The 22,521-nt window shown below is 59.4% G+C and carries 12 protein-coding genes; all 12 read left to right on the top strand.

Annotated features, from left to right (window positions below; all coding sequences use genetic code 11):
* Nucleotides 1–9 precede the first annotated feature (9 nt).
* The 12 genes from ONB52_20630 (at nt 10) to ONB52_20575 (ending at nt 22,515) form a co-directional block, all read left to right on the top strand.
* Nucleotides 10–2,622 carry a T9SS type A sorting domain-containing protein gene (locus ONB52_20630; protein MDZ7418539.1) on the top strand — a complete coding sequence of 871 codons (2,613 nt, stop codon included), beginning with the start codon at nt 10–12 and terminating at the stop codon, nt 2,620–2,622.
* Nucleotides 2,623–2,800: 178 nt separating this feature from the next.
* Complete coding sequence (locus tag ONB52_20625; GenBank protein MDZ7418538.1) at nt 2,801–4,603, top strand: family 16 glycosylhydrolase; 1,803 nt, start codon at nt 2,801–2,803, stop codon at nt 4,601–4,603.
* 220 nt (nt 4,604–4,823) lie between these two features.
* Entirely contained in the window at nt 4,824–7,124 is a 2,301-nt protein-coding gene (locus ONB52_20620; GenBank protein ID MDZ7418537.1) for a T9SS type A sorting domain-containing protein, read from the top strand.
* 312 nt (nt 7,125–7,436) lie between these two features.
* A complete protein-coding gene (locus ONB52_20615) occupies nt 7,437–10,136 on the top strand; it encodes a TonB-dependent receptor (GenBank protein MDZ7418536.1) in 2,700 nt (899 codons plus the stop codon).
* A gap of 185 nt (nt 10,137–10,321) precedes the next feature.
* Entirely contained in the window at nt 10,322–13,771 is a 3,450-nt protein-coding gene (locus tag ONB52_20610) for a hypothetical protein (GenBank protein MDZ7418535.1), read from the top strand.
* Nucleotides 13,772–13,820: 49 nt separating this feature from the next.
* Nucleotides 13,821–14,894 carry a PorV/PorQ family protein gene (locus ONB52_20605; GenBank protein ID MDZ7418534.1) on the top strand — a complete coding sequence of 358 codons (1,074 nt, stop codon included), beginning with the start codon at nt 13,821–13,823 and terminating at the stop codon, nt 14,892–14,894.
* A gap of 37 nt (nt 14,895–14,931) precedes the next feature.
* On the top strand, nt 14,932–15,789 hold the full coding sequence (locus ONB52_20600; GenBank protein MDZ7418533.1) for a glycoside hydrolase family 16 protein: 858 nt from the start codon (nt 14,932–14,934) through the stop codon (nt 15,787–15,789).
* Between the two features lie 16 nt (nt 15,790–15,805).
* Nucleotides 15,806–16,861, top strand: coding sequence for a glycoside hydrolase family 5 protein (locus ONB52_20595; GenBank protein MDZ7418532.1), 1,056 nt, complete (start codon nt 15,806–15,808; stop codon nt 16,859–16,861).
* A 197-nt stretch (nt 16,862–17,058) separates the two neighbouring features.
* The gene (locus ONB52_20590) at nt 17,059–19,107 is read left to right on the top strand and encodes a cellulase family glycosylhydrolase (protein MDZ7418531.1); all 2,049 of its coding nucleotides are present in this window, start codon (nt 17,059–17,061) and stop codon (nt 19,105–19,107) included.
* Nucleotides 19,108–19,162: 55 nt separating this feature from the next.
* Nucleotides 19,163–20,668, top strand: coding sequence for a hypothetical protein (locus tag ONB52_20585; GenBank protein ID MDZ7418530.1), 1,506 nt, complete (start codon nt 19,163–19,165; stop codon nt 20,666–20,668).
* A 154-nt stretch (nt 20,669–20,822) separates the two neighbouring features.
* Entirely contained in the window at nt 20,823–21,734 is a 912-nt protein-coding gene (locus tag ONB52_20580; GenBank protein ID MDZ7418529.1) for a CsgG/HfaB family protein, read from the top strand.
* Between the two features lie 7 nt (nt 21,735–21,741).
* Nucleotides 21,742–22,515, top strand: a complete 774-nt coding sequence (locus tag ONB52_20575; GenBank protein ID MDZ7418528.1) for a hypothetical protein — start codon at nt 21,742–21,744, stop codon at nt 22,513–22,515.
* Nucleotides 22,516–22,521 lie beyond the last annotated feature (6 nt).

Below are 22,521 nucleotides of genomic sequence, written 5' to 3'. Positions count from 1 at the left end.
TGGAGGGTAATGATGCGACGCTACAATTTTTTGCTGCTGCTCCTGCTCGTTCCCGGCCTGGCCGCTGGGCAGGAGGCGCTGGATACCTTCGATGCCGCCCCGGACTCGGGGTATTGGGTCTTTGATAACATGACGTGGAGCACACCGAACTGCTCCACGAAACTGACCTACGTGAACGATCTCGTCAAGACGGGCGCCGGCGCGCTCAAAGTCGATTGGGTGGTGCAAGCCGCGGAAAGTTGGGGTGGTTACGTCAACATCATGCACGGCGCGGACAGCACCGCGGTTTTTGACTTTTCCCCTTTCACTCACATTAAGATGTGGTATTACAACGCCGTGCCGCAGAGCAAGCCTGGCACCACCCACCTGCGTATTCTCCTGAAAGATGTGAGCAATGTTCCGGTTGCCGACCGCACCCTGGCGAATATCGCACAAGCCGAGTATTGGTACTCGCATTTCTACATTCTCGATACCCAGCCGGGATGGAACGAGCTGGTGTTGCCGCTGAAAGACGTCGGCACGCAGTCGGACCAGGGCGTGTGGCTGCCCGGCTGGGCGGGCGCCGCCGGCAACGGCCAACTCGATCTGGAATCGATCAAAGCCTGGAAGATCGAATGGTCGATCGATGGCTCGCTGTATAATCCTGCTGACCGGTTGAATTCCGGCAACTCCACCGGCACGATTTATTTCGATCATCTCCAACTCACCGGCCATGCCTATCCGGTGATCAACTACTTCGACACCACCGCCAGCATGCCCGCCTCGTTTGCGGGCACCGGAACCAGCAGCATCACCGTGACCAATAACAACCAGAATTTCTTCGAGACTGCCTCGGCCCAATTCGACTGGAAAGTGCATGCCACCGAATCCTGGGGTGGTTTTGCCAGCCTGAAATTCGGCAGCGACACCAGCTTCCTGCCGGACATGAAGGGCCACACCCACATGACCCTGCGCTACAACAACCTGGTGCCCTCCAGCAGCCCGGGCAATGTCGTGTTTCGCATCCAGTTGTACGACTACAGCGAGGGCGACAACTCTGAAGAGCAGTGGGTTTTCGAATCATCCGCCGTGCTCGACGCGGCGGCCGGCTGGAAAAAGCTGCTCATTCCGCTCGACGACCGCGGCACCGGCGTGACCCCCAATGCGGACGGTTTCTCCAATCCCGGCTGGTCGGGCGTGCCGGGCAACGGCAAGCTGGATTGGGACAAGGTGAAGAAGTATGAGTTTGCCTTCTCCGCCGCGCCGGCGATACAAGGAACCATCTCCACCGGCACGGTGCTGTTCGACAATCTCGAACTCTATGGCAAACGCCAAACTGACTTCGAACCGCCGCCTGCTCCCAAAGGCGTGGCTGCCGTGCCCGATGCCGCGGGCAATTTCAACCTGGTGATCTGGCAGGATGTGCCCAACGAAACCGGCGAAAAGTACACCGTCTACGCCAGCAAGCAGCCGATCACCGATATCAACGCGCCCGGCGTGGAAGTACTGGCAGAAGGCATAGTCGAAAACACCCAGACGTTCGTGCACTATCTGTATTATCCGTTGGTGGATCAGCAGGTGACCTACTACTATGCCGTCACGGCCGCTGACAAGGTGGGTAACGTCAGTCTGCCCGGCGTTTCCTTCCCCGGCGTCACCAACACCGCCAAAGGCGTGGCCACCATCTCGCTCAAGCCGCCGGCGCAATTCAAGGCGGACGGCATTCTGACGGAATGGGAAACCAGCGGCATCAAACCCTTCGTCTTCAAGAAGTCAGTCAGCCACATCGGCATCGGCGTTTTCGACAACGATGATGATTTGAACCTCACCATGTACATGGCGATGGACAGCGTGTATTTCTACTTCGCGGTCGACGCCATCGACAATGTGTTTTCTTACGATCCCGCCGGCAACTGGTGGGAGGATGACGCCATCGAGATGTTCTTCGGCCTGTATGACGGCCGGCCCGGTCCGCCGCATGCGGCGCGCCTGCGGGGCGCCAAGCCAGACTATGCCCTGCAGTTCCGTTACGATGGCTTGTTTCACCCCGACAATTCCAACCGGCAGCTCTACACGCGCGATTCCAGCGATTACTACTTCGAAGGCTTTGGCTCCGATTACATCATCGAGACGCGCGTGAAACTGACTGACATCACCTTCGGCGATGACGCCCCCTTTGTCCCGGTCAACGGCATGCGCATCCCGCTCGACTTCAGCATTCACGACTCCGACGCGCCGAACACGCGCGATGGCATCCTGACCCTGTCGCCCATCAACAACGATAATTCCTGGCAGTCGCCGCGCAACTGGACTTACACCTGGATTGGTGATCGCGAAAGTCCGACGGCGGTGGCGGACAATCGCAACGACGGCATGCCGGCGCACTACCGCCTGAGCCAGAATTATCCCAATCCCTTCAACCCCTCGACCAAGATCACTTACGCCCTTCGCCAGACGGGACGGGTGCAGCTCGCGCTGTACAATGCGCTGGGCCAGAAGGTGCGCACCCTGGTCGATGCGGTGCAGGCGGCGGGCACTTACACGCTTGACGTGCATGCCGACGGCCTGCCCTCCGGCGTGTATTTCTACCGCATCAGCGCGGGTGATTTCAAGCAAACCCGCAAAATGTTGTTGATGAAATAAGGTCGTTGGGCAGGAGGAGGGCGCGCGCGTGGCCGTGCATTTGCCTGCCATTCTCCCGATCATGTTTGAACCTGGCGAGGACACCCGGCTGCGGGTGTCCTCCCACCTGTTGGGTGTTTGGCAGTCCCCCCAACGAACTGCCCGCCGGGCCTTCTCGACACGCAGGCAGGATGATAACATGAGAATCGCCTGGAGTGTTTCCCTGTGTGCGGCACTGCTTTGTCCGCTGCTGGCTGCCGCCAAAAACTACAAAGGCGCCGAGTACCGCACCAAGGCCGCCTACACCCACGGCCGCTTCGAGGTGCGCATGAAAGCCGCGCAGCGCGAGGGCATGCTGGCGTCGTTTTTTACTTACCATGATGGCGGTGGCGAGTGGAATGAAATCGATATCGAGATTCTCGGCCGCTACAGTAACGACGTCCAGTTCAACACCATCACCCCGGGGCAAAACAATCATCTGCGCCATCAACCCACGCCGTTCAATCCGCATCTGGATTTTCATACCTACGCCTTTGAGTGGACGCCGGAGTACGTGGCCTGGTTTATCGACGGCGTGGAAATGTACCGGCAAACCGGCGAGCACGTGCTGATGCTCACCAACCCGCAAAAAATCATGATGAACGTCTGGAACCCGGCGTACACCAACTGGGTGGGACGCTGGAGCGACGACGCGCTGCCGGCCTTTGCCTATTATGACTGGGTCAGTTATGCCTCCTACACCCCGGGCTCGGGGAATACCGGCACCAACAACAACTTCACCCATCAATGGAAGGATGATTTTGATTCCTGGGATCAGGCGCGCTGGGACAAGGCAACGCATACCTTCGGCGGCAACAATGCCGACTTTGTGCCGGAAAACGTGGTGTTTCGCGACGGCCTGATGATCCTCTGCCTCACCATGCCCGACAATCTCGGCTACAATGACCGCAATCCGCCGGTGGTCAAATGGGCGCGCCTTTCGGGAAAAAACGTCACCGTGATGTTCTCGGAAGAAGTGGATCAGGCCACGGCGGAAACCACCTCCAATTATCTCATACCCGGGGTGACGGTTGCCCGCGCCACTCTTCTGCCGGATCAGAAGAGTGTGCTGCTCGAAACGACGGGTCTCGATCCGACGGCGACTCACACGCTCGCGGTGTTGAACGCGCGCGATCGTGCCGCCCCACCCAACCACAGCGGCCCGCGTGCCGTGAGCGTGATTAATGAAGCGCCGGTGACCTTGCCGTTGCAGATCAACGTCGGAGGCGCGCCGCAGGACGATTTTTCAGCCGACCAGCCGTGGAGTGAACAAGTCGAATACGGTTATCTGGACGGCACCGCCAAACAATGGCCGGGTGATCTCGCCATCGCCAACACCGAAGCGGATGCGATTTATCAAAGCGAGCGCGCGGGGTTGGTATCTTACAAAGTCCGCGTGCCAGACGGCAATTATCGCGTGACTTTGATGATGGCGGAGAATAACTTCACCGCCGCCGGGATGAGAGTTTTTGATGTTTTCATCGAAGGCAGGCTGGTGACGGGCAGCCTCGACTTGTTTCAAGAAGTCGGCGCGCACGCCGCGTACACAAAAATTTTGGATTCCGTTGCGGTCACCGACGGCATTCTCGACCTGCATTTTGCCGCGGTGAAAAAAGATCCCCTGTTGAATGGTCTGATCATTGAAACCCTGGCCGCCACCGGCGTCAACGAGCAGGAGGCCGGAGCGAAGATTTATTTGGCGCAAAGTTTTCCCAATCCTTTCAATGGCGGCACCACGATTCGCTATCATCTCGCTGCGGTAAAAAGACTGCGATTTCAAGTGTTTGACCTGCGCGGCCATCTCGTTTACGAAAAGGATCTCGGTGTACAGCCGGCGGGAACGAGGGATTTCACCTGGGAGGCGGTTGATCATGCCGGCCGGCCGTTGAGTTCCGGCGTTTATTTTTACACAATTCATGGCGGGGAGAAACTGGCGGCGGGCAAACTCATGTTGTTGCAATAGTGTATCCGGTGCGGCGTCACAAAACGCAGGAGGCACAGCCGCGGCGGGAACTTTTCCAGAGGGGATGAAACAGCAGGGAAGGCCCCGTGTACGGCGTACCACAGGCAGTGGCTGGGTTATCCGGCCGCTGCCTGTGCCGGATTTCAACTTTTTCATCAGGGCTCGTGCAATGAGCATTTGCAAAAAGTGGCGAAGCCTTGGTGCAATCTTGGTGACAGGCGTGTTGCTGCTGTTTCCCGGCGGCTATGCGCTCGCGCAAATAGCCTCGCTTGATGCCTCGTTGCGCCTGCAAACGGTGGCGGGCATTGCCATTCCCCATCAAAACGGCATCCCTGTCCCTTCTTTTGAAAAGCAGCGGCGCACGACCATCAACCTCGCCGGGCCGTGGCGCAAACAGCGCTTCGCGGCCAATCACGACTTGACGTTGCTGAAACGCGATGCCGCCGGCATGGCCGAGTTACTGGCGGAGGCCGCCGGCCGGCAGGAACCGGGCTATGATGACAGCGGCTGGCCTCTTCATCACATTCCCGGCGTCGAGAATACCATCAATGCTTATGAGAAGCGACCGGAGTATTATCAGGATGGCGTGTGGTACCGCCGCGTGTTTGCCGTTCCCGGCGAACTGCGCGGCAAGTTTGCCAAGCTGATTTTTTATGCCGTCAACTACGTCGCCGATGTCTGGCTCAACGGCCGGTATCTCGGCTATCACGAGGGCGGATACACCTCCTTTGCCTTCGATGCAACGCCGGCGCTGCGATATGACACGCTCAATGTCATCGCGGTACGCGTTGATAATCCGCCGTGGGGCTCACGCACCGACATCATCCCCTATTCGCGCGTCGACTGGTTCAACTATACCGGCATCCTTCACGATGTTTACCTGGAGTTTGCCGACGAAATTTCCGTGGTGCGCGCCGATATCGTGCCCAAAGACCTCAACGGCCGCCTCCAGACAACGGTGACAGTTTTCAATGCCGGGACCGCCCCGCAGGATGTCGAAATTGCCCTGCAGGTTTATGCCGCACGCGTCGACTCGCAAAATATCCTCTCGGAAAGCGCCGCTGATTTGCTCGGCGCGCCCGTCGCGGTGAGCGGCGAGACGCGCCATGGCAACAGCGTGCCGGCGCGGGAGGCCGCGGTGTGGCGCACGGAGATTATCATTGCCAACCCGCGGTTATGGTCGCCGCAGACACCGCATCTCTACATCCTGCAGGTGACGCTGGCGCGCGGCAGCCGGGTGGTGGATGCGTTTCACACCCAATTTGGCGTTCGCACCGCCAAAACCTCCGGCACCAAGTTTCTGCTCAATGAAAAACCGGCCTTCTTTGTCGGCGTGGCGCGCCATGAGGATCATCCGGTTTACGGCCGCAGCATGCCGGTCGCGGCGATCTACAACGACCTGGTGAAAATCAAAGCCCTCAACGCCAACTGGCTGCGCACGGCGCATTATCCCAACCACCCCTTCACCTATCTCGCCACTGACCGGCTGGGCTTGGTGGTAATGGAGGAAATTCCCCTCTGGCAATTCGACGTGGCCCTGGCCTGGGTGCTGCAAAATCTCATTCGCCACCTGCACGAGCAAATGTTCAGGGAAATGGTGTTCCGCGACTACAACCGGCCCTCGATTGTCCTGTGGAGCACCAACAATGAAAGCATGGATGTTGACAACCGCCGGGTGTTCATCAAGCGTGTCAATGAAGAGCTGGACAGCCTGTATCCCGACGGCCGGCTGGTGGGCCAGTCTGCGGCGGCCGACCGCCCCGGGCCGCATGATCCCTCGCAAACAGTGAGTGATTTTGCCGGCTGGACGATGTATTTCGGCATCTTTTACGGCCAGCAGGCTTACACCGAAACCAAATACTTTCTTGTTGATGCCAATCTCGCTCATCCCAACAAGCCCATTCTCAACACCGAATTCGGCTACTGGTCCTCGGAAAACGGCAGCACCGCCGGCCAGCAAGTCACGATTTTCAATGAAACCTTTCGCGCGCTCAAACAGCGCGCCGCCATCGACAGCGTGGGGAAGTATGATTGTTGCGGCTACCTGATGGCGGCGACGTGGTGGTGCGCCTTCGATTGGTACCGCATGACGGAGGGTTATCAGAGCATGGGTGTGTTGCGCATGGATCGCGTCACCGAAAAGCCGGTGACGCCGGTGTTGCGCGCCGCCTATTTGCCTTATTTCAAAACCGGCGGTTTTGCCACTGCCGTGGAGGAGAGGGGGGCGGATGGCAGCCGGCTGCCGCAGCATCCGCAGTTGGAGCAAAACTATCCCAATCCCTTCAATCCGGGCACGAAAATTCGTTTCATGCTGCCCCAAGCGCGGCACGTGAGGCTCAGGGTGCTGGATGTCCTCGGCAGGGAGAAGGCGGTGCTGCTGGACGAGGTGAAAAACGCCGGTTCCCATGAAGTGATTTTTTCAACTGCACAACCTGGCGGGGATTGGCCCAGTGGCGTCTATTTTTGTGAATTGTCCGCCGGCGCCGAAAGGGCGGTGAAGAAGATGATCTTGCTGCGCTAGGAGGGAGTTGTTCGGGAAGTTTCACTGTCTGCGGGAAAGATCACCGGCCGGGAGACAGGGGAGAAGCCGCACGCAAAGCGGTGTGCGCGAAGTTGGCTGATGACGTTCTGGCGGGTCTTCCCAATGTTTCGCCGCACGGCTGCCCGGAGCGTTGCCGCACGCTTTCCTGTTTCGGGACGAGGAAGCGTCGCCGCCCACTTTGATTCTTTGCAGGCTGACGGGAGGCGGGGCCAGCCCCCTCCGGTCTGAAGAGGTGTGTGACGGCAGCAAAGAACACAGCAAATAACCACGAGGAACAGGGACATGGCTGGGATGAAAAGAAGGTTCGGTTGGTTGCTCGCCGGCGCGGGGTTGCTGCTCTGCGCCAGCGGCATGGTCCATGCACAAACCACCGGGAAAATTGCCGGCAGGGTGCTGGATCAGGAAACCGGCAGCGGTCTGCCGGGCGCGAGTGTGCAGTTGGAAGGCACGACGCGCGGTGCGGCTGCCGATGCCAACGGTGATTTTTTCATTCTCAATGTGCCGCCCGGCAGCTATGTGGTGCGGGTGCAAATGATGGGCTATGAGCCGGTGCGCGTCACGGCGGTGCAGGTGTCGGTGAATCGCACGGCCACCGTCGAGGTGAAACTCAAACCCACGGTGCTGACCTCCGCGGAGGAAGTGGTGGTGATGGCCGAGCGGCTGGCGGTGAAAAAGGATCAGACCAGCTCGATCCGCAATGTCTCCTCCGAACAAATCGAAAACCTGCCGGTGGAAAGCGTGGCCGCGGTGGTCAGTCTGCAGCCGGGCGTGGTGGCCGGCCACTTTCGCGGCGGCCGTACCACCGAGGTGTCCTACCTGATCGATGGTTTGCAGGTCGATGAAAGCTTCGGCGGCGAGGGCAAAACCGTGGATTTGGAGCCGGAGGCGATTCAAGACCTGGAAGTCATCACCGGCACCTTCAACGCCGAATACGGCCGGGCGATGAGCGGTGTGGTCAATGCCGTGACCAAGGACGGCAGTGAGAGCTATCATGGTGCGATCTCTGCCGAGCTGGGCAACTACTACACGCCCCACAAAGACATCTTCATCGGCCTGCGCGATGAGGAATTCGACCGCAATCAGGATTACAAATTTCAGCTCAGCGGGCCGGTGCCGTTGCTGCGCCGCAAACTGACTTTCTTTTCCAACTTGCGCTACCAGAATTACCGCAACCATCTCAACGGCCTCCGCCGTTTCCGCGTTTCGGATTTCAGCAACTTCCAGTCGGACAACCCCGCGGAATGGGTTTCGGAGCACACGGGCGACAGCGCTTATGTTCCAATGAACGGCTCGCAGAACGTTTCGTTCACCGGCAAGCTGACCTCGAATCTGTTCCGTTCCTTCAAAACGTCGTTGCTCTACAATTACAACGATGACGTCTGGCACAGTTACGATCATGCCTTCAAGTACAACCCGGACGGCATGGCGGCCGCCTACCGCCGCACCCACATGTATGCGCTGCAACTCAATCATCTCTTTTCCCGCAACGCTTTCTACGAAATCAAGCTGCAGTACGTGGACTACTACAACGGCTGGTATGTCTACAAGAATCCCCTGGATCCGCGCTATGTCAATGACCGTTTTTTTTACAACGATGGCCCGGGCTTCTATACCGGTGGGCAGCAGAAGGGTCACGTGGAGCGCACCCTGAAGGACTTCAATGCCAAGTTTGATTTGTCCTGGCAGGTGCACAAGCATCACAGCCTGAAGACCGGGGTGTTGTACACCCATCATAATCTCGACAACCGCGACGTGCAAATCCGCAACCTGTATGCCGGCACGGACCAGGAGTTCCTGCTCTATCAGCCCGTCATTTTCCCGGACTCCAGCATCTACTCCGACATCTACCGGGTGAAGCCGCGCGAGTTCTCCGCGTATCTGCAGGACAAGATGGAATTCGATGAAATGGTGATCAATCTGGGTGTGCGCTATGACTACTTCGATCCCAACACCGTTTATCCCTCGCAGCGCCGCAACCCCGCCAACCAGTTGCGCTTCCCCGACAATCCGGAAAAGATGTCGACCTATCCCAGAGCCAAGCCGCAAACGCAAATCAGCCCGCGGCTCGGCCTGTCCTATCAGTTGAGTGATGTCGCGCTGCTGCATTTCAGCTACGGCCATTTCTTCCAGATGCCGCCGATGTATGCCCTGTATGAGAACCATTCCTTCCAGGTGGCGCCCACCGATTATGAAACCACCATGGGCAACGCCCAGGTCAAAGCTGAGAAAACCGTGCAATACGAAATCGGCCTGTGGCAGCAGCTCGCCGAGGGCATGGGAGTGGACGTGGCGCTCTTTTACCGCGACATTTACGATCTGCTGAGCGCCCGCATCGTCAGCACCTTCAACCAGATCGAATACGGCTTGTACTCCAACAAGGACTATGGCAATGCCCGCGGCCTGGAAGTGAAGTATGACTTTGTTTCTGGCAAGGTTTTTACCAACGTCAATTACACCCTGCAATTCACCCGCGGCAATGCCGACAATCCGCGGTTCACATTCGATCGCGCGGGCGACAGCCGCGACCCGATCCCCACGCTCATCCCGATGAGCTGGGATCAGCGTCACACCCTCAATGCCAGCGTGGGCTACAACACCGCGAAATACGGCGCCACCCTCACCGGCTATTACAACTCCGGCACGCCCTACACGATGTCCCCGCTGGCGGACAACCGGCTGGCGCTCATCAACCTCCACCCCAACAATGCCAAGCAACCGAGCCAGTACAGTGTCGATCTCACCGCCTATTACAATCTGCGACTGGCCGGCAACTTCAATGCGCGCTTCACGTTGTCGGTGTACAATCTGCTGGACCGGCTCAATGAAGTCTGGGTCAACCCCCAGACCGGCCGCGCCTACACCGCGATCATCACGCCCTCGGATTTGGCCGGCCACCGCAGCAATTTCAACGAATTCATCGATCGCGTACAAAACCCGGCAATGTACTCGACGCCGCGCTACGTCAAGCTGGGGATGGGGATTACGTTCTAAAACTCTTACTCCCACTCTCCAGCTTACTCGCTTCTTATGATTCTAAAAAAGGCGAGAAGGAGTAAGAGTAGGAGTAGGAGTAGGAGTAGGAGTAAGAGGAGAAAGAGAAAGAGCAGAAACCTGAGACGTGAAGCGATTCGCGATGAAATTCTCAGCACGCTCATAAATTGCAGGTGCAGGCACCTATGAAAAAGATCACCGCTATTTTCCGCCTTGTTTTTCTGCTTCCCATATTTGCCGCCCAGTTTCTCTACGGACAGGGCCGGCCCTATGAAGGCCCGGAGGATCCGCCCGGCGATATTGCCGCGGAACGCGAAGGTTTCATGACCGGCAACCGCGTTTTCCTCTACTTTCGAAACACCACCGAGCTGTCGGACTGGCCGCGGCCGGATGTCTCGCGCTGGCCCAACAATGCCGACGGCGTCAAAATGCTCGACGGCGTGGCCCTGCTCATCGGTGCGCGGGTGTATCTCAAGAATGACACCATTCCGGTCACCGACCCAGTGGAGATCAGCATCCGGCGGGATTTGGACACGCTCTATTTCCTGCAGACCAGTTATCGCGAAGAGATGGATCGTGACCCCACCGGCACCATCGAATGGGGCCTCTATCCCGTGTTCGGATACTTCAACGAGCTCAATGAATATCCCGCCATGAGCAACCGTCCCGATTCCTGGCCGCGCAATGGCTGGCCTGCCACCGGCTACAACCGCAAATGGCCGGGCGAGTGGAACGGCCGTTTCGGACGCGGGGTGATCTATGCGGATCTGGAGACCTTTTTCGTGGCCAATGATGCGCAGGATCAGGAATATTTGGGCCCGGAGGATCGGGTCAAATACTATCCCCGCCCGGGGCGAATCATCGGCGACAACTATCCCGCTGTCACCATTCAGAAGGGCAAACCCTGGGGCGGCATCGGCATCCGCGTGGAACAGCGCGGTTTTCAGTGGAATAATCCGCAATCGCGCGATGCCATCTTTTGGGAATACACCATCGCCAATATTTCCGCCTACGATCTGCCGGAAGTGGCGTTTGGCTACTGGGTGGACAATGCCATCGGCGGCGAACGCGACGACGAACTCGGCTATTTCGACAAGCTGATCGACATGGCCTATTCCTGGGACGTTGACGGCACCGGCCGTGGCGGCCTGATTTGCGGCACGATGGGTTTTGCCTATCTCGAAAGTCCGGGGCTGGGCTATGACAACCTGGACAATGACGATGACGGCCTCACCGATGAAAAGCGGGACAATTTCGCCGCGCAAATCATCGGGCCGACCGAGGGCCTCACCGACGTGAACAAGTTTCTCACGTTCTACAGACTGAAGCCGGAAGATTTGCGGCCGCACTGGGATGCCGATGAGGATCAGGACTGGCAGGACGGTGAGGATCGCAACGGTGACGGCATTTATCAAATCAGCGAGTTCTCCGGCGATGATGTCGGCCTCGATGGCGTGGGTCCCAACGAGCTGAACTACACCGGCCCGGATGAAGGCGAATGCAATCACAAGCCGGATTTCGTTGAAGGCGTGGGCTGCGAGCCCAATTTCGCGGTCACCGATGTCTCCGAGTCCGACATGGTCGGTCTCACGGCTTTTCGCCTGTTTCCGGTGCCCAGCCATTCCTCGGAGTTCCGCTGGTTCCGCGGCGATCGTTCCATGTGGGAACTGATTGGCCAGGATTCCCTGGTAACGTATTTCGGCAGCATCTCCAACCTGATTGAAGTCTTTGCCTCCGGCCCCTTCCCGCTCTACAAAGGCCGCACCGAGCGCATCTCGATGTCCGAGCTGCACTCCTATGACCCGCTCAACGGTCTGAATTCCGACACGCACAGCGCCCCCGCCCTGTTCGAGCAGAAGCGCATCGTGCAGGTGATCTACGAAAAGGATTACCGTTTTGCGCAGCCGCCGCTCACCCCGACGCTCACGGCCACGCCCGGCGACGGCTATGTGATCCTGACCTGGGACAATGCCGCCGACACCAAAACGCGCGATCCCTTCCTTGCCAATGTCAATGACTTCGAGGGTTACAAGCTTTTCCGGGCCACCGACAAAAAGTTTTCGGACGCCGAGGTGATCACCGACGGTTTCGGCACGCCCATTCTCAAGAAGCCCATTTTCCAGTGTGATTTGATCGACGGCAAGCTCGGCTTCACCAACTTCGGTTTGGTCAACGGCATCGGCTACAATCTGGGTTTTGACACCGGCATCACGCACTTTTTCATCGACCGCACGGTGCAAAACGGCCGCACCTACTATTATGCGCTGGTGGCCTATGACTATGGCGCCCCCAACATTGGCCCCGGGATCGCGCCTTCGGAAAACACCACGATCATCGAGCTGGATGAAAACGAGGAGGTCCGGGCGTATGGCAAAAATGTTCAGATTGTAACGCCACGGCCGCCCGCCGCCGGTTATGTGCCGCCCGCCATTGCCGGCCTCGCGGATTACACCGCCTTCGGTTCCTCGCCCGTCATTCCGGAGATTCTCGCCACCGGCGATTTGAAGCCCGGTCACACCTACAAGGTCAAGTTCAGCGTGGACACCCTGCAAACGGTGAGCGATTACCCCAACGCCTTCACCTACACCAACAACGGCCTGTTCATTTATGATGTGACCGCCACCAACACGCTGGTCTACCAGGAGACCCCGCAAAAATTCGCCTATGAAAACCTGGTCTATAATGATTCCAGCGGCTACTGGCATTTCAACACGCAGGGGCCCCTGACCACCGACGTTTTCGACGGGCTGCGGCTGACGCTGCAGGAGCCGGTGGAAATGGCCAGTTTCGACCCGCGGCATTCCGGGTGGCTGAAGGGCACTGCCGGTATTCGCATTGTGCCCACCACCATTGAGTCCAAGCTGCTGGCATGGGATTACGACATCGTTTTCACCAATAACCCGCAGGCTTACCGCACGCGCGCGATCACGCGCACCATGCGCGACGAGAACCACGTCCGCATCGACCGCAATGCCTTGTTGCTCGACCAGGCCTTCAGCTTCTACGTGCTCAACAAATCCTTCACCGATGCCGCCGGCAACTACGAACTGATGGATTTGGTGGTGCATGACCGCGACCGCAACGGCCAGTTCGACATTTTGGTTGACCGCGTTCTGGTCGGCCCCGTCACCAGCACCGGCCGCTGGGTGGGCACGGCCTTCATCATGGATTTTCCCTCCCTGACCGACCCCTCCCAATTGCCGCGTCCCGATGACGTCTATCGCGTCACCTTCAAACGGCCGTTTGCGGCAAGCGATTCCCTGCTGTTTCGCGTCCAGGAAGCGGGGGCGCTGGACCGTGCCGCGCTGCGCCGCACCATGGACAACATTCGCGTGGTGCCCAATCCCTACGTGATGACCAATGAGATGGAACCGGCCGTCGCCAACGAGTATTTGAATCAGCGCCGGCGGCTGCTGTTCACTCATCTGCCGGCGCAGTGCACCATCAGGATTTTTACCGTCAGCGGCATTTTGGTGAATGAGATCCGGGTGCAGAATGCGGCCGACAACGGTGCGGTGCACTGGGATATGAAATCGCGCGAAGGTTTGGATATTGCCGCGGGCATGTATCTCTACCATGTGAAGGCGGATCTTACTGGCGATGAGAAAATTGGCAAATTCGCGGTGATCAAGTAACCACGGACTGAGTCACTCACCAACTTTTCGACCTTGCAAGAGGCCTGTCATGGGAGATAGAACACGATTGCTTTACTGTTTGTCCGCCGCCCTGCTGGTGTTCGGTTGGGCTGCGCCGGCAGCGCTGGCGCAACGGCCGTATCGCGTCGGTACCACGGCCGCCAATTTTCTCGAGCTGGGTTATGGCAGCGCCGGCAATGCCATGGGCGAAGCGGCCGTGAGCGTTGCGAAAGATCTCTCGGCCATCTACTGGAATCCGGCCGGTCTTGGTTATATGGAGCAAAGTGAAGCCATGTTTTTGCGGCAGCCCTGGCTCGCCGACATTGCCAGCACGTTTGCGGGGGTGGGACTGGTGCTGCCGGATTTGGGCACGCTCTCCTTCGGCTTCTTTCACGTCGATTACGGCCAGGAGGAAGTCACCAACCTGCGCCAGCAGGAGGGCACCGGCGAACTGTACACCGCCAATGATTTTGCCCTGGTGCTGGGCTTTTCCCGGCGGTTGACACACTGGTTTTCGTTCGGGGCTAACGTCAAATACATCTCCTCGCAAATCTGGCATACCAGTGCCAACGCCATGGCGGTGGATTTGGGCGTGATGCTCAACACCCGTTTCTTCTCCGTCACCGGCGAGCGCGAAAACGGTCTGAGCATCGGCATGAGCATCTCCAACTACGGCTCGCGCATGCGCTACGGTGGCATGGATTTGCTCAATCCCATCGACATTCTGCCGGCCGAAGATGGCAACTTTCGGGACACCCCCGGCCAATTTCGCGTGGAGCAATGGGAACTGCCCCTGCTCTTTCGGCTGGGCGTCTCGCTGCAGCCTGTGGTGGGAGAGCACGCGCGACTGACGCTCGCCGCGGATGCCCTGCACCCCAACAACAACAGCGAGTCCATCAACCTGGGCGCGGAATATCAATACCGCCTGCCCACCTCCGGCACCTTCTACCTGCGCGGCGGCTACAAGTCGTTGTTCATGGATGAACCCCTCTTCGGCCTGACTCTGGGCGGCGGGGTGGAATGGCGCATGATGCACAATCTGGCCGTCAAGGTGGACTATGCCTTTCGCGAGGTTGACCTGCTGGGCAACACGCATTCCTATTCCCTGGGTGTGAAGTTCTGACGCCCGTATCGTTTCGGACTTTTCAGTTGCACACGCCATGGCCCTCACGATTTTCCCGTGCCGCGCCGCCGTCGTCTGTCTGGCCGCTGTTTTTTCCTCCTGCGGCAAGCAGACCGTCACTCCCAATTCCGAAAAACCCGCGCCCTGGGAAATCGCGGGCTGGCAGCTCGTCTGGCATGATGAATTCGAGGGGCAAACCCTCGACCTCACGAAATGGGAGCATGAAGTCAATGCCCAGGGCGGCGGCAACAACGAGCTGCAGTACTATACCGCGCGACGGGAAAACTCTTTCGTGCGGGATGGCACCCTGGTGATTCGCGCCTTGCATGAAAACTATACCGGCCCGGAGGGCACGCGGCAATACACCTCCGCACGTCTGCGGACGCGCAACAAGGGTGACTGGAAATATGGCCGCTTCGAGATTCGCGCCAAGCTGCCACGCGGCCAGGGGCTGTGGCCCGCGATATGGATGCTGCCCACCGACTGGGTGTATGGCGGTTGGGCCGCCAGCGGTGAGATCGACATCATGGAGTTGCTCGGCCATGACACCAAGACCGTCTATGGCACGTTGCATTACGGCGGTGCCTGGCCGGCCAATGTTCACACCGGCACCTCCTTCAAGCTGGCACAGGGCGATTTCTCCGAAACGTTTCACACTTTCCGCCTGGAATGGGAGCCGAATGAATTCCGCTGGTACGTCGACGACCAGCTTTACCAAACACAGACCAAATGGTACACGCAGGGCCATCCCTACCCGGCGCCGTTCGACCAGCGCTTTCATCTGCTCTTGAACGTTGCCGTGGGCGGCAACTGGCCCGGCAACCCTGACGCCACCACGGTTTTCCCGCAAACCATGGTCGTGGATTACGTGCGGGTTTATCGCCGGCTGAATTGAGATGAGGTGCGCAGCAATGAAATCGTCCGCACTGCTGTGCGCTCTCGCTCTCGTGCTGATGTTCAGCGCTTGTTCAAAAGAGGGCAGCAACCCCACGGCGCCGGAAAAAGAACCATTTCCCGATGCCTTCACTCTCAATCAGCGGCTGGGGCGCGGCATGAATCTCGGCAATGCGCTGGAGGCGCCCAATGAGGGCGAGTGGGGGGTGACGCTGCGCAGCGAGTATTTCGACTGGATCAAAAGCGCGGGGTTTACCTCCATCCGGCTGCCGGTGCGCTGGTCGGCACACACCTCCGGCACGGCACCCTTCACCATCGAGACCGCCTTTTTGCGGCGGGTGGATTGGGCGGTGAACCAGGCGCTCACCCGCGATCTGCCGGTGGTGCTCAATGTGCATCACTTTGAAGAGTTGATGCAGAATCCCGCGGCGGAAAAGGCGCGCTTCCTGGCGATTTGGGAACAATTGGCGGCGCATTATCGCGACCATTCGCCGGCGCTGATTTTTGAACTGCTCAACGAGCCGATGGGCAATCTCACACCGGCCTTGTGGAATGAGTACCTGCAGGAGGCGATCACCGTTATCCGCAAAACCAATCCCACCCGCACACTCATGGTCGGGCCGGGGTACTGGTACAGCATCAGTGCGCTCCACAGCCTGTTGTTGCCGGAGCAGGACGATTACCTCATTGTCTCCGTGCATTACTACAATCCGTTTGCTTTCACCCATCAGGGTGCGGAGTGGGTGCCCGGCAGCGAGGCTTGGCTGGGCACCCAATGGCTGGGCACGGCTGCGGAGCAGCAGGCGATCGCCCGTGAATTCATGCCAGCCGTGGTTTGGGCCGCGAACAATCAACGGCCGTTGAATCTCGGTGAGTTTGGCGCCTACAGCAAGGCCGATATGTCCTCGCGTGCACGCTGGACGGCCTTTGTCGCGCGCCTGGCGGAAGCCAATGGCATGAGCTGGCACTATTGGGAATTCATTGCCGGATTCGGCGCCTATGATGCGGCCAACAACCGCTGGCACGAACCCCTGCTCAACGCCCTCATTCCCAAACCCGGGCCGTTGCCGTGATGTCCCGGCAAACACGGGAAGTGCACCGGCTTCTCCCCAATACCGGCGCGCTCCGGACGAGTTACATGTGATTGTCCACGGGCAATGCCCGGGGAACTGGCGAAGTTCATAGCAGACAGCCGGGCACGGACGGCATTTCTGCCGTGTTCCCGGGCTGCCCGTATGGTGTTGGATGTTACCGCGTGATGGCATCTGAGATGCGCACAAAATTTTTCCTGCTGATCTTTCTGCAGGTGCTCGGCACCGTGGATTGTCCCGCCCAATTCGTGCAGGCCCGCGGCAAGGAAATCATCGATCCCGCCGGCCGGCCGTTGCTGCTGCGCGGCATTGGCCTGGGCGGCTGGCTCGTGCCGGAAGGCTACATGCTGCACGTGCCGGGTTATGGCTCGCCTACCGCGATCCGCACGCTCATTGAACAGTTGCTGGGGCCGGCAGATACCGCGGAGTTTTACCGCCGCTATCAGGCCAATTATGTCAATGAGAAGGATATTCGCCTGATTGCGAGCTGGGGGTGCAACAGCATCCGCCTGCCCTTCCATTATCAACTGCTCTCGCCCAAAGACCAGCCGGAGGTTTTTCTGGAAGAGGGCTTTCAGGTGCTCGATTCCCTCATCACCTGGTGCAAACGCGCCGGCTTGTACGTGGTGCTCGATATGCACTGTGCCCCTGGCGGCCAGAACGCCAACAATATCAGCGACAGTGACGGCCAGGCGCGTTTGTGGACCGAGCCGGCGAATCAGGACCGCACCGTGGCCATTTGGCGCCAAATCGCCGCGCGCTATGCCAACGAACCATGGATCGCCGGCTATGATTTGCTCAATGAGCCGGTGATGCCGGCAGGCTTCACCAACCTGGACCTGCGCAATCTCTACCGGCGCATTGCCCTGGCGATTCGCGAGGTGGATGCCAACCACCTGCTCTTTCTCGAAGGCAGCAATTTCGCGACGGATTTCACCGACCTCGCGCCGCCGCTGTTCTACGGCAGTAACGTGGCCTACAGCTTTCACAAATACTGGAATGAAACCACGCAGCCGACCATTCAATCCTATCTGAATTTGCGCGACAATTGGAATGTGCCGCTGTGGATGGGCGAGTCCGGGGAAAATTCCAATCCCTGGTTTTATGAGACCATCAAGCTGCTGGAGGAAAACAACATCGGCTGGAGCTGGTGGACGCACAAGAAAGTTCACACCATCACCAGCCCCTTCTCCGCGCCGTTTTCGCCGGGCTATCAAACCGTGCTCGATTACTGGAATGGCAGGACGGACAAACCCGGCCCCGATCTCGCGCGCGCCGCGCTGTTCGGCCTGGCCGACAATCTGGCGCTGGAAAAATGCACACCACGGCCGGACGTGCTGCGCGCGCTTTTTGACCGCGAGTTCAACACCCGCCTGCAACCCTACGCCCCGCACAGCCTGCCCGGTAAAATCCCGTGCGTCGCGTTCGACTTTGGCAACGCCGGCCTGGCCTATCACGATCAGGATTTCAAGAAAACGCGCTGGGATGTCGATCAGCCCTGGAACAGCGGCCGGGAATTCCGCAATGATGGCGTCGATATCGAAGCCAGCAAAGACGCCCAGGGCGCGGCCTACGGCATCGGCTGGATTGCCGATGGCGAGTGGGTGAAATATTCCGTCATCGTGCAATCAGCCGGGATTTACGAAGTCAATTTCCGCACTGCCAGCCCGAATGGTGGCGGCCTGCTCAAGCTGTTGCGCGACGGCCGGGAGCTTGCTCCCGCCATCGCGGTGCCGCGCACAGCCGGCTGGTATGATTGGACGACGCTGCGTGTGCCGAATATTGCGCTGCCGGCCGGCAGGCAGGTGTTGACGCTGTTTTTCGTGCGCGGCGGCTTCAATATCAACCAAATGGAATTCGTTTTGAAAACACCCACAACGGTTGACAACAGGCCCGACGGTGCGATGTTGGAGGATTTTCATTTGCAGCAAAACTATCCCAACCCCCTGCGTCTGGCCGGCAGGCAGGGCCTGGGCGCAACCGCCGGCAGCGCCGCCACCACCATTGCGTTCTCGCTGCCTGTTGAAGCGCAGGTGAGTTTGAATCTCCACACCCTCTGCGGCCGCGAGATTCGCACGCTCAACCACGGCTGGCTGCGCGCCGGCCGGCACACAGTGGCGTGGGACGGCCGCGACCGCCACGGCCGGATGGTCAGTGCCGGCATCTACGTGTATTCCCTGCGCGCCGGCAGCCACTGCCTGTCACGCAAATTGCTCGTGCTGCCCTGAGGCCGCGGCGATGTCCGCGGGAATCAGTTTCACTCCGGATGTGAGTCAAGCACTCATGCTGCAACGATCCTGTATCGCCTGGTTGTGCCTGAGCTTGTGGCTGGTGCACTGTGCCAGGCAAGAGACCAGCGCCCCGCCGGCGGAAACGTTGATCGCCCGCATCGGCGACAAGACGATTTCGCTCAATGAATTCATTCGCCGGATGGAATACACCCCCCGGCCGCCCTATTGCCGCGGCGAGGATTACGTGCAGCGCAAAATCGCGCTCAATTCGCTGATTGCCGAAAAATTGCTGGCGCTGGAAGCCGGCGAGCAGAACGCGCTGACGCGCTCGGAGGCGTTCCAGCTCTATTTGCAGGGCCGCAAGGAGCAGGCGATGCGGCAGTGGCAGTACTATGAAGAAGCTTATAAACCGGCACAAGTCACTGCGGCGGAGGTGAAAGCGGCCTATGAGGCCGCGGGGCGAAAGTATCGCATCGCTTATTTCACCTGCAAAGACAGCAGCCAGGCCCGCCAGATGCGCCGCCAAATCCAGGAACAGGGGAGGCCATTCGCAGAAATTCCCCTGGCGGCGGGCACGCTTGACAGCCTGCCGCAACGGGAAGTCGAGTGGAACTCGCCGGAACCCCCGGCCATCCATGCGGCGCTGTATTCGCAGCCGCGTGCGCCATACGAGGTGCTCGGCCCGATCGCCACGGGCGAGGGCTCCTACGTGCTGCTGCAAGTGCTGGGCTGGACCGAAACCCTGCCGCTCACCGATACCCAGCAACAGCAGCGCTGGCAGCAGGTGAGGGAGCGCCTGAAGCAACAAAAGGCGGAAGCGCTGTATGACCAGTTCATCGCGCGGGTTATGCGCGGCAAGCGGCTGGATTTTGCGCCGCAGACTTTTCGCCGTCTGGTTGCGATCGTGGCGCCCTACTACCTGCAATCCAATGCCGCCAAAGGCGCGGCCCTGCAGCAACAACTGTGGGGCACGCCGGAAAATCGCGAACGGCTGCAGCACATGAGCACCCAGCTCGATGCGCTGCTCGATGAGCCGCTCATGCAGATCGACGGCCAGCTTTGGACCGTGCGCGATTTTGAGCGGGAAATCAAGCTGCACCCGCTGGTTTTTCGCAAAACCTCTTTTCCCGCCGGTGAGTTTGCCGAGCAGTTGCGCCTGGCCATCGTGGACATGGTACGCGACCGCTATCTCACCCAGGAGGCCTACAAAAAAGGCTATGACCGCGTTCCCGAAGTGCAGCGCTACACCGGCATGTGGAAGGACAACCTGCTCTTTCTCCACCAGCAGAACGAATATCTCAAGGCACGCGGCAAGCAGGAAGCCTTCAATAAAAATTTCATCCAAGTCATCACCGAGGATCTCAACCCTTATGTCAAGCAGTTGCAACGCAAGTATCATGACCTGATCGAGATCAACACCGAGGTTTTCGAAAGGACGCCGGTGACCCGCATCGACATGCTGGTGACGCAAAGCAGCGTGCCCTTCCCGGTGGTGGTGCCGGCCTTTCCGCTCATCACCACCGCTCATCAACTGGATTATGGCCGCAACATGCCGTGATTCAACCGGGTCGGCTCCCGCCACGGGCAAAGAAATTCTCTTGCATCCCAGGGCGAATTTGCTCACATTTTGCCGCTACCTTTGCACAAGGCTGCAAGCAAAGAAACGCACAGGTCGTGCACCGCCGATCACTTGCGTTGTTGCTGCCTGAGCCATGCGTCTGCTGCCAGAGTTGCTTTTCTGCCTCACCGCCGCCCTGTCGCTGGCGTTTCGCCTCGCCTTTGCCCAGCCGCCACCGCTTCGCCCGGCCGCGCCGGCAACCGTCCCCGCTGATTCCCTGCTCACCGTCGCCGTCCTTGATTTCAAGAACAACAGCGGCCTGTTTCATCTCGACCTGCTGGAGAAAAATGTTCCGGAGATGTTGCAGACCGAATTGTCGCGCCCCGGCTCCGGCATTCTGGTGGTGGCGCGCCAAAAACTGGAGTTGATCCTGCAGGAACAGGCGCTGGGGCAAACCGGTGTGATTGACCAGCAAACCGCGCAGGCGGTGGGGCAACTGGCGGGCGCGCAGTATTTGCTGACCGGCGAAATCAGCATGGCCGGCTCCCGTTTGCGCATCGATTGCCACATCCTGAAAGTGGCGACCGGCCAGGTGCGCGGCGAGAAAGTGGTGGGCCGCGATTGGCGGGTTGGCGCGGAGATGGTGCAGTTGCTTGCCGCCAACATCTTGTACAATCTGACCGGCAGGGGACAATATCGCGAGAGTGTCCGGCTGAGGCGATATCCCGCCTCCTGGGTGGCACTGGCTGCCGGCCTGAGCGCTGCTGCTGCCGGAGTCACGCATGGCATCTCGCGTGCCGCCTACCGGAAATATCAAGCCGCCACCACGCTGGCGGATCTGGAAAAACACTATCACCGCGCCGAAGACTATCGCACCGCCCGCACCACCAGCGCGCTCGTGACGGGCGTCCTGGCACTGGTGAGTGTGCGTTTTTGGTTGCAAGATCATTCGGAAAAAAACCGCATCTTCGCGGCGGCAATGCCGGCGGAGCGCCCGCCTGCGCCGCGCCTCGCTCTCTTTGCCGGCGGTCACACCCTCTGCCTCGGGGTTGCGTTTCATTTTTAGAGAAAAGATGAAGATTACCGTGCGCAGTTCATGTCTGCCGCTGTGGGGTCTTGCCCTTTTGCTCGCCGGCTGCGGCGGGCTGGAACGCACCAATCCGCTCGACCCGCGCAATCCGGCGAGCGCGCGGCCGCGCGTGATCCTGCTCGAAGCGTTTGTCAATGATGCCACGCCCTACAGCCCCTTTGCCCTGGCGGCACTCGACAGCTTGCGGCCGGCCTATCCGCTGGATCAAGTGATCATAGTGGAACATCATCTGCCCAGCACGAAATTCCACGATCCTTATGCGCTGCCGGAGAGTGCGGATCGTTATCGTTCGCTCGCCGCTGCGGACCATGCCGTGCCCGATGTTTTGGTAAATGGGTCGGCGATCCGATTGCAGGGGGCCTCCCGTGCCGCCACCGCGGCGCTGCGCTATCGCACCGCCCTGCAAAATGAGCTGGGCAGGATTGCCCACTTCACCATTGAAGCAAAGCAATCATTCTCGGCGGCGGGTGTCGCCATCGAGGTCGCAGTTGCCCGCCTCGGCAACAGCGCGTTCGGACCGTTTGCGCTGCGCGCGCTGGTGTGGGAGGATCTGGCCCTCGCCGGCCATCATCAGGTGGTGCGCAAAGTTTTTGCTCCCCAAAGCTTCAACGGGATTGCGGCGGGTGAGAGCAAAAGAGTCCGGTTCAGCGCGGCGCTGCCGGAAGTGCGTGATCCCGGCCGTGTGCAGGCCGTGGTGATCGTTGAAACCGGTGCCAGTTTGAACAAAGAAGTTTTACAGGCGGTGTTGGCCGAGTGAGGCGAT

This window comes from candidate division KSB1 bacterium (assembly GCA_034506255.1).
Lineage (GTDB): Bacteria > Zhuqueibacterota > Zhuqueibacteria > Zhuqueibacterales > Zhuqueibacteraceae > Coneutiohabitans > Coneutiohabitans thermophilus.
Note: the sequence above shows the minus strand (reverse complement) of the source record. Positions and strands in the feature narration are given on the sequence as shown.

Excerpts from the sequence above, each read along its gene's own strand:
- ONB52_20580 (MDZ7418529.1), top strand. The coding sequence starts at position 20,823 with ATGCGTCTGCTGCCAGAGTTGCTTTTCTGCCTCACCGCCGCCCTGTCG.
- ONB52_20625 (MDZ7418538.1), top strand. The coding sequence starts at position 2,801 with ATGAGAATCGCCTGGAGTGTTTCCCTGTGTGCGGCACTGCTTTGTCCG.
- ONB52_20575 (MDZ7418528.1), top strand. The coding sequence starts at position 21,742 with ATGAAGATTACCGTGCGCAGTTCATGTCTGCCGCTGTGGGGTCTTGCC.
- ONB52_20600 (MDZ7418533.1), top strand. The coding sequence starts at position 14,932 with ATGGCCCTCACGATTTTCCCGTGCCGCGCCGCCGTCGTCTGTCTGGCC.
- ONB52_20605 (MDZ7418534.1), top strand. The coding sequence starts at position 13,821 with ATGGGAGATAGAACACGATTGCTTTACTGTTTGTCCGCCGCCCTGCTG.
- ONB52_20610 (MDZ7418535.1), top strand. The coding sequence starts at position 10,322 with ATGAAAAAGATCACCGCTATTTTCCGCCTTGTTTTTCTGCTTCCCATA.
- ONB52_20585 (MDZ7418530.1), top strand. The coding sequence starts at position 19,163 with ATGCTGCAACGATCCTGTATCGCCTGGTTGTGCCTGAGCTTGTGGCTG.
- ONB52_20630 (MDZ7418539.1), top strand. The coding sequence starts at position 10 with ATGATGCGACGCTACAATTTTTTGCTGCTGCTCCTGCTCGTTCCCGGC.
- ONB52_20615 (MDZ7418536.1), top strand. The coding sequence starts at position 7,437 with ATGAAAAGAAGGTTCGGTTGGTTGCTCGCCGGCGCGGGGTTGCTGCTC.
- ONB52_20595 (MDZ7418532.1), top strand. The coding sequence starts at position 15,806 with ATGAAATCGTCCGCACTGCTGTGCGCTCTCGCTCTCGTGCTGATGTTC.
- ONB52_20590 (MDZ7418531.1), top strand. The coding sequence starts at position 17,059 with ATGCGCACAAAATTTTTCCTGCTGATCTTTCTGCAGGTGCTCGGCACC.